12 protein-coding genes are annotated in these 15,365 nt (G+C 45.1%); 6 read left to right on the forward strand and 6 right to left on the reverse strand.

Annotated elements, in window-relative coordinates; translation table 11 throughout:
- Nucleotides 1–3: 3 nt before the first annotated feature.
- From BQ7394_RS15575 to BQ7394_RS15585, 3 genes are all read right to left on the reverse strand, one after another.
- Nucleotides 4–2,220 carry a GH92 family glycosyl hydrolase gene (locus tag BQ7394_RS15575; protein WP_075558269.1) on the reverse strand — a complete coding sequence of 739 codons (2,217 nt, stop codon included), beginning with the start codon at nucleotides 2,218–2,220 and terminating at the stop codon, nucleotides 4–6.
- A 101-nt stretch (nucleotides 2,221–2,321) separates the two neighbouring features.
- Nucleotides 2,322–3,182 carry a twin-arginine translocase subunit TatC gene (gene tatC / locus BQ7394_RS15580; RefSeq protein ID WP_075558270.1) on the reverse strand — a complete coding sequence of 287 codons (861 nt, stop codon included), beginning with the start codon at nucleotides 3,180–3,182 and terminating at the stop codon, nucleotides 2,322–2,324.
- Between the two features lie 3 nt (nucleotides 3,183–3,185).
- Nucleotides 3,186–3,380 carry a Sec-independent protein translocase subunit TatA/TatB gene (locus BQ7394_RS15585; protein WP_007652767.1) on the reverse strand — a complete coding sequence of 65 codons (195 nt, stop codon included), beginning with the start codon at nucleotides 3,378–3,380 and terminating at the stop codon, nucleotides 3,186–3,188.
- A gap of 140 nt (nucleotides 3,381–3,520) precedes the next feature.
- Between BQ7394_RS15585 and fabD the strand changes: the two genes are divergently transcribed.
- Entirely contained in the window at nucleotides 3,521–4,402 is an 882-nt protein-coding gene (fabD, locus tag BQ7394_RS15590) for an ACP S-malonyltransferase (protein ID WP_075558271.1), read from the forward strand.
- 152 nt (nucleotides 4,403–4,554) lie between these two features.
- A complete protein-coding gene (locus tag BQ7394_RS15595; RefSeq protein WP_075558272.1) occupies nucleotides 4,555–5,400 on the forward strand; it encodes an endonuclease VIII in 846 nt (281 codons plus the stop codon).
- Here the strand turns inward: BQ7394_RS15595 and BQ7394_RS26295 are convergent.
- Nucleotides 5,391–5,753 (reverse strand): type II toxin-antitoxin system RelE/ParE family toxin, encoded by a 363-nt coding sequence (locus BQ7394_RS26295; RefSeq protein ID WP_235848760.1) that lies wholly within the window; start codon nucleotides 5,751–5,753, stop codon nucleotides 5,391–5,393. The genes BQ7394_RS15595 and BQ7394_RS26295 overlap by 10 nt on opposite strands.
- A complete protein-coding gene (locus BQ7394_RS15605) occupies nucleotides 5,750–6,046 on the reverse strand; it encodes a hypothetical protein (protein ID WP_075558273.1) in 297 nt (98 codons plus the stop codon). The genes BQ7394_RS26295 and BQ7394_RS15605 overlap by 4 nt, the downstream gene beginning before the upstream one ends.
- A gap of 89 nt (nucleotides 6,047–6,135) precedes the next feature.
- Between BQ7394_RS15605 and BQ7394_RS15610 the strand changes: the two genes are divergently transcribed.
- Nucleotides 6,136–6,726 carry a nitroreductase family protein gene (locus BQ7394_RS15610; RefSeq protein WP_075560067.1) on the forward strand — a complete coding sequence of 197 codons (591 nt, stop codon included), beginning with the start codon at nucleotides 6,136–6,138 and terminating at the stop codon, nucleotides 6,724–6,726.
- A gap of 126 nt (nucleotides 6,727–6,852) precedes the next feature.
- Here BQ7394_RS15610 and BQ7394_RS15615 read toward each other — a convergent pair whose 3' ends face one another.
- The gene (locus tag BQ7394_RS15615; protein WP_394333716.1) at nucleotides 6,853–8,913 is read right to left on the reverse strand and encodes a glycoside hydrolase family 2 protein; all 2,061 of its coding nucleotides are present in this window, start codon (nucleotides 8,911–8,913) and stop codon (nucleotides 6,853–6,855) included.
- Nucleotides 8,914–9,412: 499 nt separating this feature from the next.
- Between BQ7394_RS15615 and BQ7394_RS15620 the strand changes: the two genes are divergently transcribed.
- The 3 genes from BQ7394_RS15620 to BQ7394_RS15630 all read left to right on the forward strand — a co-directional run bounded on the left by BQ7394_RS15620 (nucleotide 9,413) and on the right by BQ7394_RS15630 (nucleotide 15,310).
- The gene (locus BQ7394_RS15620) at nucleotides 9,413–10,006 is read left to right on the forward strand and encodes an HU family DNA-binding protein (RefSeq protein WP_075560068.1); all 594 of its coding nucleotides are present in this window, start codon (nucleotides 9,413–9,415) and stop codon (nucleotides 10,004–10,006) included.
- Nucleotides 10,003–14,088 (forward strand): hybrid sensor histidine kinase/response regulator transcription factor, encoded by a 4,086-nt coding sequence (locus BQ7394_RS15625; RefSeq protein ID WP_075558275.1) that lies wholly within the window; start codon nucleotides 10,003–10,005, stop codon nucleotides 14,086–14,088. The genes BQ7394_RS15620 and BQ7394_RS15625 overlap by 4 nt, the downstream gene beginning before the upstream one ends.
- 97 nt (nucleotides 14,089–14,185) lie before the next feature.
- A complete protein-coding gene (locus BQ7394_RS15630; protein WP_075558276.1) occupies nucleotides 14,186–15,310 on the forward strand; it encodes a glycoside hydrolase family 88/105 protein in 1,125 nt (374 codons plus the stop codon).
- The last annotated feature ends 55 nt before the right edge of the window (nucleotides 15,311–15,365 follow it).

Below are 15,365 nucleotides of genomic sequence, written 5' to 3' on the forward strand. Positions count from 1 at the left end.
ACCCTACTGTTTATACCAAACCGGTCCCGGCTGGTTACCCATCTCGAATTCAAGCGTTGCACCACTCATGATCAGTTCGTGAGTGATATAGCTCTTATCATAAGGCTGTCCGTTCAGTTTAACCGATTGGATATAGATATTCTCTGCATTGACACCCGGAGCCAGAATCGTAAATACCTTACCATCCGCCAGATGCATTTTTACTTCGGGGAATAAAGGAGTACCGATCTCATACTGTCCGCTCACCGGATCGACCGGATAGAAGCCCATTGCACTGAACACGAACCAGGCAGACATCTGTCCGCAATCTTCGTTACCACAGATACCGTCGGGAGCATTCAGATACAGATCGTGTAATACTTCTGCCACATATTTCTGCGTTTTCCAGGGCTGGTCTACCTTATTATATAGATAGATCACATGATGGCTCGGTTCGTTGCCATGTGCATATTGCCCGATCATACCGGTACTAAAGATAGGCAGGTCTTCTTTTGCATCCGGTGCATACGTAAACATACTATCCAGCTTTTCTGTGAAACGTTCCTTGCTACCCAATAGGCCTATCAGACCATCCAGATCCTGCGGCACATACCAGAAATACTGCCATGCATTACTTTCACAAATATCTTCCGTATAATCCTTGGCATCGAACGGGGTAACAAAGTTTCCTTTTTCATCACGCGGCTGCATAAAGGTTGTTTCGGGATTGTAGACATTCCGGTAGTTCTGCGAACGTTTATAGAACTCTTCTGCAATCTCTTTCTTTCCCATCTTCTCAGCCATACGGGCAATACAATAATCGTCGTAGGCATATTCCATTGTTTTAGACAATGACCAGTTCTCCCATTTGACAGGATCGCTGATAGCCGGTACATATCCTAGTTTCTTATATAATCCGATTCCACGGTAATCATCCCGGTTTGCCGTAGCAATACATGCCTGTAAAGCCAATTCCGGATTGAAGTTTCCGATACCTTTCAGATAAGCATCCACAATAACAGGGACAGCATGGTAGCCGATCATCATATTCGTTTCATGGCCATAAAGGTTCCACAGCGGAAGAGCACCACTTTGTTCGTAGAACTTCAGGAATCCCTGTACCATATCGTTCACCCGTTTCGGATCGGTATAGGTAAACAGCGGATGAGCCGCGCGGTAAGTATCCCACAGAGAGAAGGTCGAATAGTTATTCCAACCGTCCGCTTTATGGATCTGGTTATCGGGACCATAATAAGAGCCATCGACATCACTGAAAATAGTCGGGGCAATCATCGTATGATAGATAGCTGTATAGAACTTAACCAGGTCGTCGGTATTATTTCCATTTACTTCGATCTTCGATAGTTCTTTATTCCAGCGGGCAACCGCCTCTTTATGATACTTATCAAAATCATTCAGGGGAACTTCCGCCTGTAAATTCTTTGCTGCACCTTCCATACTGACACCCGAAATAGCGGTATTAACCAGTATCTCCTCATCCTTCTCCGTATTAAAATCGAAACGGGCTATGTAGGCAGTTCCAATCCGACCTTTATCCTTTGTTGCGATAGCAGTCGTATCCATGTGGTAAGCTACGAACGGTTTAGAGAAACGTGTCTGGAAATAAACATGCTGATCAGGCGACCATCCCTGAGAAAAACGATATCCGCGGATAGTCACGGAATCGACCACTTCTATATAAGAATCGAGGGTAAAGTCCCAGTTCATCGCTTTCTTCAGGTTCAGGAACACGGAAGCTTCCGCTTTCGGGAAAGTATAGCGCTGTATACCGCAACGTTCGGTTGCCGTCAACTCTACATTAATATTATAGTCCTGCAACAAGACACGGTAATAACCGGCCGAAGCCGCTTCTTCATTATGCGAGAAAGTAGAATAAATACCGAGGGGAGCCGGAGCTTCTTTATAAGGACGTGTCACCGGCATAAAAGATATATCATACAAGTCGCCTGCTCCCGTACCGGAAAGATGGGTATGGCTGAAACCGGCAATCGTTGTGTCAGGATAAAAATAACCGGAGATACGGTCCCAACCCGGCAATCCATTGTCCGGACTAAGCTGCACCATACCGTACGGAGCCTGTGCTCCCGGATAGGTATTTCCGGTAAAATCAGTACCGATCAACGGGTTTACGTACTGTGTATAATCTGCCTCCTTCGGTTGCTCTGGCGTGCAGGCTACCAGAGCCAGCAGGGAGACCGCCAATAATGATATGTGCCTCATTTGTTTACAATTTGTTTAAGTCCTGACAAATATACAAAAAAAAGAGACGTATCTGATGAATGATACGTCTCTTCCTATAACTATTTTCCAGTGTTTATAGTTTACTGATCACTATTTTCTTCTTCATCGTCGTCATCAGGCTCTTCTACCGGAGCTTTTCTGACAAAGAATGCACTTAATTCGTACAATCCGTACAATGGGAAGAACACTACGCTCAATGTAAACGGATCGCTACTTGGAGTAATGAATGCCGCAGCAACCAATAATCCGACGATAGCGTGTCGTCTGTATTTGTGGAAAAATCCTCTGTGCAACAGTCCTAGTTTCGATAATAACCAGGATACCAATGGCATCTCAAAGACAATTCCCATCACAAAGATCAGCATAAGGAAGTTATCCATATACGAATCCAGAGAGACTTGTTCAGTAATGTTAGCACTCAATTGATACGTTGCCAAGAAACGAAGTGTCATCGGGAATACCATAAAATAACCTACGGCACAACCCAGGAAAAACATAATCGTTCCGAAAAAGAATACCCACCGGATGTTCTTCTTTTCATTCTCGTACAAAGCCGGGCTTACAAACTTCCAGATCTCATACATTAAGTATGGGAAAGTCAGTACTAGGGCCAGCCAGAATGAGGTTGACATATGAGTAAAAAACTGGGAAGCCAACTTAATGTTGACTATATCTACGTGAAAGCTATCGTTACAGAAGTCAGGCAGAACATCAAACCAGGGGCTTATATTGATAAGCCAGATATTTAACTCACACAACCATTTATAAAGAACAAAATCAGAGTAACAGGGAGCCATAATGACGTGATCGAAAATATCACGCATAAAGGCAAAACTACCGATAGCAAAGACAAAGAGTGCTAAAATAGAACGGAATAAAGTCCAACGAAGTTCTTCCAGGTGATCCCAAAAGGACATTTCATCTTGTTCCAGTTCTTCCATTTCTTACTTTTTATCGTTGTCGTCGAGTTTAATGTCGTCTTCTAATCCTTTTACACCGTCTTTAAAGTTCTTCACACCTTTACCGATACCTTTCATCAGTTCAGGGATCTTCTTTCCACCGAAAAGTAACAACACAACAATGGCGATGATAACAATTTCGCCCGTACCTAAATTCCCTAAAAATAGTAATTCATTCATGATATTATAATATTAGTCATTAAATATTCACCTTTTATAAGGGGCAAAGATACTATTTGTAATGAATAGTCACTCTCTTATTCTAAATTTATTACCTTTGCACCGTCTTAAAAAACTGAAATTAGAAAAAGATTAGAAAGATGAAAGCTTATGTATTTCCCGGTCAGGGTGCACAGTTTGTCGGAATGGGAAAAGACCTTTACGATAACAATCCCCTTGCAAAAGAGTTGTTTGAGAAAGCAAACGATATCCTTGGTTTCCGCATCACAGACCTGATGTTCGCAGGAACAGACGAAGATCTGAGACAAACTAAAGTTACACAGCCTGCCATATTCTTACACTCGGTTATTCTCGCTAAAACATTAGGTGACCAGTTCAAACCGGATATGACAGCCGGTCACTCGTTAGGTGAATTCTCTGCACTTGTTGCTGCTGGAGCATTGTCTTTCGAAGACGGCCTTGTGTTGGTTTCCAAACGTGCCATGGCTATGCAGAAAGCTTGCGAAGCCACTCCTTCTACAATGGCTGCCGTACTGGCTTTGCCGGATGAAACAGTTGAAGAAATCTGTGCAAGTATTCAGGACGAAGTCGTTGTTTGTGCAAACTACAACTGTCCGGGTCAGCTGGTTATCTCCGGTTCAATCCCCGGAATCGATGCTGCTTGCGAAAAATTGCTGGCTGCCGGTGCTAAACGTGCTTTGAAACTGAAAGTAGGTGGTGCATTCCACTCTCCGCTGATGGAACCAGCCCGTGCCGAACTAGCTGCTGCTATCGAAGCAACTCCGATCCATGCTCCTGCTTGTCCGGTTTATCAGAATGTAAGCACTAAAGGTGAAACTGATCCTGAAACGATCAAAGCAAACCTGATCGCTCAGCTAACTGCTCCGGTTCGTTGGACTCAGAGTGTTCAAAACATGATTGCAGACGGAGCCGACCATTTCATCGAACTAGGTCCGGGTGCTGTACTGCAAGGTCTGGTAAAGAAGATCAATAAAGAAATGACAACTGAAGGCATGCAATAAGCAACGATACTACTTCAAGAAAAAGGTTGACAGAATAAAATCAGTCAACCTTTTTTATTTGAAGCCACTTCCATTTTATTGATAAAAAGAGAGTTATTTGTATATTTGTTCTTTTCAAAGCGATCTTAGTCTACATTAAAATTCATACAATTATGATAGAAGCACCGGAAGCCTTGTACATCTCCGAGCAGATGAATCAAACGATTAAAGGGAAAAGAATAACATTTGTCAGCGCAGGATATACACCTCATAAGTTTGCATGGTTCTATGGAGATCCGGCTAATTATTCGGGGATGCTTACCGGTAAGATAATCGGGGAAGCCCATGCCTATGGTGGTCTGATCGAGATAGATATAGAAGATGTGCGTTTATTATTCGGAGACGGAATGAATATCCGGTACTACGCTCCCGGTGAAAAGATACCGGAAAAACACCAGTTGCTCATTGCTTTCGAAGACGAGAGTTGTATCATGGGATCCGTCCGGATGTACGGGGCAGTCATGTGTTTTCCAGACGGTACTTTCGATTGTAGCTTCAGTTCCTATCGTGAAGGGGCACGTACCAAGCCGCAGGTGCTTTCGGAAGCTTTCGACAAAACCTATTTTCTGAGCCTGATAAACAGTGAGGAGAAACAAAAGAAAACGGCAAAAGCCTTCCTTGCGACCGAGCAAACGATACCGGGATTAGGTAACGGTGTTTTACAGGACATCCTGTTCAAAGCCCGTATCCATCCTAAGACTCGTATCAACATATTATCTGAAAGACAAAAAGATACGCTGTATCATTGTATAAAAGCGACACTTCAGGAAATCTATCAGGCAGGCGGACGTAATTCGGAAACAGACCTGCTCGGAAATAAAGGCCGCTATATCCCCATACTATCCAAAGATACCGTTGGCAAGCCTTGCCCGGTTTGCGGAGAAGATATACGAAAAGAGAGTTATATGGGAGGAAGTATCTATTATTGCTTTGAATGTCAGAAGCAGTCTCAACCGTAAGGTTCCATATCTTCACATACCCAGTCGGAGCTATGTTCTATTGTATAACGTAGCTTTCCCGGTTCTTGGTGAGTATCAAAGAACATGGCTATTTTTACGGCACCTGCTTCTACCCAGTAAACGATCTTTAGATTCGGATGCTGAACAAAAGTCCGAAAACATTGAGGGTAGTCTCTTAATGTAGGCTCTACATAACCTAAACCCGGAAAATCAGCCAAAACCCGAAGACATTCCTTTATTGAAAAATATATTTGGTTGGCTCTTGATTCTCCATACAAGACTTGATTAAAAGCTTTCAATTCTTTTAATTGTCTTTTAGCCAAAGGAGACATGATACGTTTTAACTTTTTCATCTATTGCCAGCTTCCTCTTCAATACCCCATTCTTTTTCCAATTCAGCAAAAACTTCATCCGCATCCAACATCCTCCCATTCCGATCATCCTCCAGCACCTGATCGATCAAGCTACGAAAATGTTCTGCGGAACGAATCTGAAAACTCTCCGGAGATGACAATGGCTCCCGATCACCTTGCTGTTGATAAGCAAATATCTGATCTTCCAGAGAGATCAGCAATTCTTCGTCTTCTATTTGACTGATCTGCTTTATCAAGTCTTCCCGACGCCTGTTTATTGAATTGATCGACATGATTTTGATTTTTAAAGTGACTTCACAAAGATAGAAATAATCTTATTGCAATTCCGGATTTTATCCGTTTCAATTTGTATGTTTGCAGTATGAAATGGACATATTCTTTTATCGCATTATTCTCTGTCCTGGTTGCTTGCAACAACCATACAGAATCAAAAGACAGTCAGGAAGAAAATCAGACATTGGAAACAATCTTCAACCGCAAAAGCGTACGTAAATATACGCAGCAACCGGTTGAAAAAGAGAAGCTGGAAACATTAGTCCGCGCAGGAATGGCAGCCCCTTCGTCCAGAGACCGCCGTCCCTGGGAGTTTATCATCGTAACAGACCGTGATATCCTGGATACGATGGGAGACGGATTACCATTGGCCCGTATGTTGAAAGAGACCAAACAGGCGATTATCGTTTGTGGCGATACCGTCAAATCCGGCAATGCCTGGCAGTTGGATTGTTCCGCTGCTGCACAAAACGTACTGCTGGCAGCCGAATCGTTAGGACTGGGAGCCGTATGGACGGCCGCCTATCCTTATCCCGAACGGATGAATGTTGTGCGAGATGCCCTGCACCTGCCCGACCACGTCATTCCTCTTACGGTTATTCCGATTGGCTACCCCATAGGCATAGAGAAGCCGAAGGATAAATTCAACAAGAAGCAGATACATTACAATGGGTGGTGAGAAAGACAATATTAAGGAACACAGATGACGCAGATAAACGCAGAATCTCGCAGACTAAATAATTATATAAATCTGCGAGACTCTGTATCTTCTGCGTCATCTGCGTTCTCTAATATCGACTAAAGATCAGAATCCGGCATGTTCTTCTTTGTTGACCGACTGGTCCGAATCGCGTTTCTTTTCTCCGCTATACATCCATTCGATTTCGTCTTCGTAGGTCTTGCCGTCTTTCACTACGACTGTCTTTACGATATTCTTACCCATATCGAGCGTCACGTTATCTATTATATAATGTACGCGCGTATAACCTTCACGAATACCGCTCAGTTCCTTACCGTTCAGGTAGACTGTCGGCGTACCGATATTGGAGTAAACAGTGATGGATGTTTCCTTTTTCTCACGATCCCAGTTACGACGTTGTGTCAGGAACAGTACAGGTTCTTTGCTCCAGTTGGCCTTATACCAAAAATAAGAATCTTTCTTGATCTTACGGTCGAAAGTAACCAACCCTTTCATATTACGGGCCGGTACACCGCCGCGAACCCACATCGGGGCACAGAAGTCGAACGTATTCCAAAGATAAGAAGCGATGATATACGGATGGGCAGCAATCACGCTCCACTGATATTCGTGTGTCTTGGTGGCAAATGTCTCCGGATAAAATTCTTTTGTCCAGTTCAGGGCATCTCCCAGATATTCGGTCTGATGGTTCAGGTTAGCATCAGCACCGTATTCGGTCAGCATCAGTTTTTGGTGAGGATATTCCTTTTCCAGTCCTTCCACCCAAGGTTTGATATCCTGTATTTTCTTTTCGTACCAGCCAAAATAGCGGTTCATTCCCTGGATATCGGCAACCAGGTTCACCGGATGTTCCATGTGACCATATCCATTTACCGACACCGTATAACGATCCGGGTCTTCCGTCTTTGCCAGGTCGTGCAACGATTGGGTCAACTCTTTTGTATACTGGTGCGGTTGATAGACCTCATTATGCAATCCCCACACATAGATGGAAGGGTGATTGAAACTCTGACGGATCATTTCGCGCAACTGGTTACGGCAGTTTTCCGCTTCCTGGCCGGTAACACGGTTGACAAAAGGAATCTCCGCCCAGATAATCAGTCCCAAGCTGTCGCAACGCGAATACAGATAGTCGGATTGCTGATAATGAGCAAAACGGACAGTCGTTGCACCGACATCCATAATAGTAGCCAGGTCGAAGTCATGGTTCTCATTCTTCAGGGCACTACCCAGTCCCCACCAATCCTGATGGCGGGTAACACCGTACATCGGGTACTTCTCTCCATTCAGATAAAAGCCTTTACCTGCTACAATTTCATATTTGCGCAGTCCCAACGGTTGTACCATTTCGTCGATCACCTGCCCATCTTTGATCAGGCGGCTGACAACCTTATACAGATACGGATTTTCACGTCCCTGCCATAACGTCGGCTTTTTGATTGTGAAAGAAGATTCGTAAGCCTGTTCACCCTGTGCAGTCAGTTCGAACGACTGGCTGTTCGTTGCAATCTGTTTCCCTTCCTGGTCATAGATCGTATTCTGTAAGGTCACAGGGACGGGCTGCAAGGTTCCGTTATCCAGTTTGACCTTTACTTTCACATCCGCTTGCTTTTTGGATACATTCTTCTGGGTTATATAAACGCCCGGAGAGGCACAATCGGTAACACTGATATTATACGGTTCGGTAACGATCAACCATACCGGACGATAAATACCGCCATACACACCAAACAAATTATGATTGACCGGAATCACATCCGGACGCGACTTGTTATCCGCCTTTACGATGATCTCATTCTCCTCTCCTACCTTCAGCAACGGACTGATCTCACAGGCAAAAGCCGAATAACCGCCTTTATGAGAAGTAGCCAGCATTCCGTTCACGAACACTTCCGCACAGGAACCGACACCCTCAAAACGCAGGAAGACCCGCTTCCCTTTCAGGTCGGCAGGGAAGAAATAGTTTTTCTTATAATAAGCCGCCCCTTCATAAAAATTATTGGCCTGTACCTGCATATCCTTGGCATTCCAAGTATGGGGAATTTCCACTTCCGACCAGCCACTCTCCCATTTCGGGGCATTAAGGGCCAGCTCTTTTTCCGCCGGAGCTTTCTTAAATGACCAGCCGGAATTAAAAGACTCCACTTTCCGGCCTTCCGCCTGCATCGTCATCAATCCCAGGCAGGCTAACAATAAGGTTAAACTTAATACTCGTTTATTCATGATTTGTTAATTGAATGAGTTGCAAATATACCTCTCCACTCCCATACTTACTAATAAAATTATCTCATTACCGATCAAGATTGTCTCTATTTGCCGCCAAACTTCCCTACTAAGCCGAATAAGTACCGACTGCAGGCCGACACGTGCCGATAGAAGAGTTCTTTTCGCCTTCACCCGGGGATAAATAAAAAAAGATGCCGTGAGAGATACATTTTGTCCCAATATAATGTATCTTTGGTGCTATCCTAATCTTTGTCCGACGGCAATCGAACAGCTGTCCGACCCGGGTGGGATAGCTGTCTCACCAATGTCGGACAGCTGTCTGACGGAGGTCGAACAAACTTTTTGTCACGAGGAAAGGAAACTTAGAAGGCAGTCTTTTGAAAAGAAGACCGGGACGAGCCAAATAACAACCTATATAAACACTTTAACAGTACTGCAGATGTCAGCCACTTACAACCTATTCAGAAACCCGGGAAAGAAGGAAAACCTCCACGCCCGCCAGGTGAACCAATATACCGTACGTATCGATGCTCTTTGCGAAGAGATCTCACAGATCAGTTCCTTTTCGTCAGCCGATGTGAAAGGGATGCTGGACGCGCTGAAAAGCCGGATCGCTTTTCACCTGAAATACGGCGATATTGTCGAGTTGGAAGGTTTGGGGACGTTCAACGCCTCGCTTAAATGTCCTTCGCTGACAACAGAGAAAGAGATCAAACCCCATCTGGTGAAATTCCACAAAGTAGTATTCCGCTGTTCCAAAGAGTTGAAGAACGAGTTGCGATACATGAAGGTGGAACGTGCCGACGAGCCCAGCCGCCTGAAAGGATACACGGAAGAAAAGCGCAAGGCTAACATTCTGGCTTATATCGAAAAGAATGATACGATCTCGACCTTCCTGTGCCGTTCGCTCAACGGTTGCTCGAAATATACTGCCCTGAAAGATCTGAAAGCCTTGCAGGAAGAAGGGAAGATCGTCCGTCTGGGGTTCCGCGCGAATGCACAATACGGATTAAGAGAGGATAACCAGGAATGAAGACTATATACAAACTTATCATAGCCTGGCTTCTCCTTGCCTGTGGCGTGTTGACGGCTTACGGCAATAACAGCCCTTTCTTCTTTTCCCACCTGGGAGTAGAAAACGGTTTGTCGCAGGTATCCGTTATGAATATATTCCAGGACTCGGACGGATATATATGGTACGGTACACGCAACGGGGCGAATCGTTACGACGGATACGAGTTTAAGATATACCAGAACGAGGTGAACAATCCGGCTTCTATCAGTGACAATTACATCCGCCGGATCGCCGAAGACAAAGAGAAAAACATCTGGATCGGCACCTCCAACGGGGTCAACTGCATCGACTACCGGACGCAACAGATCATCCGTCGTTATCCCCAGGCTATCAACCCGGAGATAACGACGAATGCGGTCAATAACTTCCTTCTCCATGCAGACGGCGAACTTTATGCCCTCACCACCCGGAGCATATTAAAGTGTAATCCGGATAAGACGGTCGAAGAAATGCCTTACCTGAAAGAAATGGATTCGCCCATTCATTCCATTATCCAGGATAAGGACGGGGATATTTTTATCGGAACGGAAGATAAAGGTCTCTATGTATACTCTACCGACTGGAAGCTGAAAAAGCATTTCCTGCCGGATAGTTCCGGTAACCCACAAAAACTTCCTATAAGTACAATATCTATATTATTGGCTGGTGTAGCCAATAATATATTCATTGGTACCAATGAAGACGGTCTATGTGTTTATAATAAGAAAGACGAAACATTCAGACGCCTCAACACCGGTAACTCGGGCCTCAACAACAACTCCGTACGCCATCTTATTCCATTCGGCAAAGATTCGGTATTGATCGCCACCTTCAGGGGACTCAACATCTTGAACACCCGCGACATGACCATCACGGCTGTCAACATGGATATGAAAGCGAAAGGAGCACTCAGCCATTACTCCATCCATAGTTTGCTGATCGACCGCGACCAGACACTCTGGGTCGGTACCTATTCCGCCGGTGTTAACTACCACAGTCCTTTCCATAGACCGACCTCATTCATCACTCCGAAAGCCTTTGCCGGTATACTGGGACAAGGTCAGGAAGATAACAAAGGCAATATGTGGTTCGCCACGGAAGGAGCGGGACTACTTTATTACAACCCACGGAACGGCGAACAGAAGCTTTACCCCATAAAGCCTTTGCAAGCCGGAAATTATGAAATAAACATCCTCAAAGCCATCCTGATACAGGGAGATTCCATATTATGTGCCACGCACTTCGGTTCCGTTTACCTCTTCTCCATCCGTAAGGAGGAATACCGGAAAATACATGACTACAAATACAACGACATCAATACCTTATATATAGACAGCCGGCAACGGTTATGGATACCGACCAATACACCCGACCATACCGTCATGGTGGACAAGGGTAAGACGGTCAACAAGTTTAACGTAGACGGTGTGGAAAAGGTATTCCGGGGAATGTGCCTGATCAAAGAACTGGAACCGGACGTATTTCTATTCGGGGCCATCACTGATAGTGCTTTTGTCTACGACATGAACAAGAAAACGTCTGTCAACCTCACCGCCCGGTTGCAGAACGGCGATAAAAACAAACGGTTGGGAAGTATATCCGGTGTCGTGAAAGATTCCGGACAATATATATGGATAGCCACCACCAAAGGTGGCTTGTTCCGGCTTGATAAAGACCTCAACGTAATACAAAACTATCAGAAGGAAGATGGTCTGTCGGAAAGCTACATCAATTCGCTTTCAATCGATAAAGAGGGAAATATATGGGCCGTGACCGGCAAAGAATTATACAAACTGAACCGTCCGGCAAACAAGTTCGAACAGGTCAGGCCGGTCGACAGCCCTACACAGGAATACTCGTTATATGCCAACAACTGCGTTTCAAAAGACGGGACTCTTTATTTCTCCGGGAATAAAGGAATACTGGCCATCAATCCGCAAAAAGCGATTACAAACCCGAACATACCTCCCGTCTATATCACTTCATTACAGATAAACACGCAGGTAGACCCGGAAGGGTTGCCGACTTACCAGGAACTGTTGCCCCTGCAATACGACAACAACATCACGCTCGAAGCCAGCCAGGGAAATATCACCATCCGCTATTCGGCACTCAACTTCATCCATTCCCAGAATAATTCGTACGCTTATATGATGGAAGGGGCCGACCATAACTGGCACAACATCGGAAACCGCCGGGAAGCCTATTACAGTAACTTATCCCCGGGAAAATATACTTTCCGTGTGAAAGCCGCTAACAACGACGGTATCTGGAACCCGGAAGAGGCTGTCTTGCACATCACCGTAAACCCTCCCTTCTACCAGACCTGGTGGGCTTACCTGATCTATCTATGTATCCTGTCGGTCATCGTGGCAGCCATCGTACAGCGGCAGCACCTCAAACATGAACGGGAACGGGAGGCCAAGTACAAACAGTTGGAACATGAGAAGGAAAACGAATTGCACGAAGAACGTATGCGTATGTTCACCAACTTCTCGCATGAACTGAGAACTCCTCTCACATTGATCATTAATCCGTTGAACGATCTGTTGCAACGGGTCAGTTTCTCTCCGGAAGTAAAGGATGCCCTGCAACTGATCAAAAAGAATACCGGACGTATGTTGCTGCTTGTCAACAACCTGATGGATATCCAGAAATATGAAGCCGGCAAAACGATCCTTCAAAAGACTCGTTTCAATTTCCCGGCATTCATCGAGGAGATGTACCGCTCCTTCGAAAGCGTGGCACAGAACCGGGAGATAACATTCGTATTGAAAAACGAACTACCGGAAACGTTCTTTACCTATTATGATGAAGCCGAAATAGAGAAAGTCTTTTTCAACCTGCTGTCGAATGCGTTCAAGTTCACTCCGGCAGAAGGAAACGTGACAATACGTATCAGCCGGATAACGCAAGACAAATGCGAAGAACTGGCCATGTTCCCCGAACAGGACAGTTCTACCCTGGTAGAATCCCGCTATATCCTGATAGAAATAAGCGATACCGGAAAGGGAATCAACAAAGAGGAAGCCGACAAGATATTCGAACCCTTCTACCGCTCGGAAGAGGATGTACACAAAGAAGTGTCCGGCACCGGAATAGGATTAAGCCTGACACGTTCGATCGTACGGCAACACCAGGGATGTATCTGGACGAACAGTACGGAGGAAACAGGGACAACTTTCCTGATCCTTCTCCCCGATACCGCCAAACAAGACGAAAAGAAAGAGGAAGAGCCTCCCCTGTCCCACTCTTCCGAAATCAGTAAAAAGGTGGCTTTGCTTGTAGAAGAAACAGAAACCCGCAACAAACAAACGGTTCTGCTGGTAGATGACAATCAGGAAGTCCTGCAATATCTGGAACATCAATTACAGCTCGATTACATCGTTTTGAAAGCGAGCAATGGGAAAGAAGCGCTTGAACTGCTGGAGACAACTTCCCCTCATATAATCGTCAGCGACGTCATGATGCCTGAAATGAACGGACTGGAACTATGCAAACGTATCAAGGAAAGTCAACACCTCTGCCACATACCCGTGATCCTACTAACAGGTAAATCTATGGTATCACAGATAGAGGAAGGCTTGGAGGCCGGTGCCGACGATTACATCCTGAAACCGTTCCATGTTTCCATTCTGAAGGCACGCATAAAAAACCTGCTTTCTATTCGCGAAAAGATGAAAAACATATACGGTGAATCGCTGAGTCTCCGTAACCTGGGAGTGGAAGAACCCGAAGAGGACAACGACTTCCTGACTCAATATATCGAGATTGTAAAGGCAAACATCTCCAATCAGGAGCTGGACGTATCGGTTATTTATCAGACACTTGGTATGAGTCGTGCCAATTTCTACCGGAAGGTAAAAGCGGTAACGGGTCTATCCCCCATCGAACTGATAAAGAATATCCGCCTCGAAGCCGGAGCCAAACTGCTGAAAGAATCCAATATGAATGTGTCTGAGATAGCCCAGCACATCGGTTTCAGTAGCCGTTCTTATTTCGCCCGAAGCTTCAAGGCTGTATACGGAATGTCGCCTACCGAGTATCAAGAAAGTAAATGAGACGTTTGTACTCACTTTTGGGATGATTGTGTATTCGCGGAAACTTGTTGTTTTATTCATTTGATTAAACTTATTAATCTAATAAAACAACTGATCTATGATTTCAAAACGAATACCATTTAAACACATTGCTGCTGTTATTATGCTAGGATGTGCAGCAGTCTCTCTACAGGCTGCCGATTTAAAAAAAGATGAAGTAACAACCATCGCACGTAAAGTAGCAGACTGGCAGATCAAAGAGTTTCCTACTAATAAATATGCAGTCAGTGAACCAAAAGGCTGGATTGCAGGGGCTCTTTATATGGGGATGTTCGACTGGGCAGAACTCAGTGGAGACGAACAGTATTTCGACTGGATGAAAAAAGTATTCAACCGTCAACACTGGCAGGTGGCCGACCGGATGTATCATGCCGACGATGTTTGCGTATCGCAGACTTATATCGACATGTATGGTAAATATAAGGAAGATAAAATGCTACTCCCTACGCTGGCACGCATCGATTGGGTAGTCAACAACCCTTCCAAAGGCGGTATGGATATCGATTACAGCAAACCACTGTCCTACGAACGCTGGTCATGGTGCGACGCATTGTTTATGGCACCGGCTGTATATACCCGCCTCTACACGCTTACCGGCAATAGAAAGTATATGATCTTCGCTGATGCGGAATTTAAGGCCACCTACAATCATCTATACGACAAAGAAGAAAAACTCTTCTTCCGTGATAGTCGCTACTTCAACCAGAAAGAAGCAAACGGGCAGAAAGTATTCTGGGGACGAGGCAATGGCTGGGTAATCGGCGGACTGGCTGAAATATTAAAGACACTCCCGGCCGACGATAGCGAATACCGCCCTTTCTACCTGCAACTATTCAAAGAGATCAGCGAACGTCTGGCCGGATTGCAAAACAAAGACGGTTTCTGGCATGCCAGCCTTTTAGATCCGGCCAGCTATCCGTCACCGGAAACAAGTGCCACCGGATTTATTGTTTACGGACTGGCTTATGGTGTCAACCAGGGATATCTTCCAGCCGAGAAATACCTCCCGGTTATAGAAAAAGGATGGGCTGCCTTATGCTCTGCCGTAGAGAGCGACGGAAAACTAGGCTGGGTGCAACCCGTTGGAGCTGATCCCCGCAAAGTAACCAAAGAAATGACCGAACTATACGGAACCGGCGCCTTCCTGATGGCTGCTTGCGAGATCTACCGACTAGCCAGATAAATTTATAGAAATTACATGTTTTTTAGCGTATTGGGACGATATTACATCCTTTTGA

The sequence above is a fragment of the Parabacteroides timonensis genome (genome assembly GCF_900128505.1).
Taxonomy (GTDB): Bacteria; Bacteroidota; Bacteroidia; order Bacteroidales; family Tannerellaceae; genus Parabacteroides; species Parabacteroides timonensis.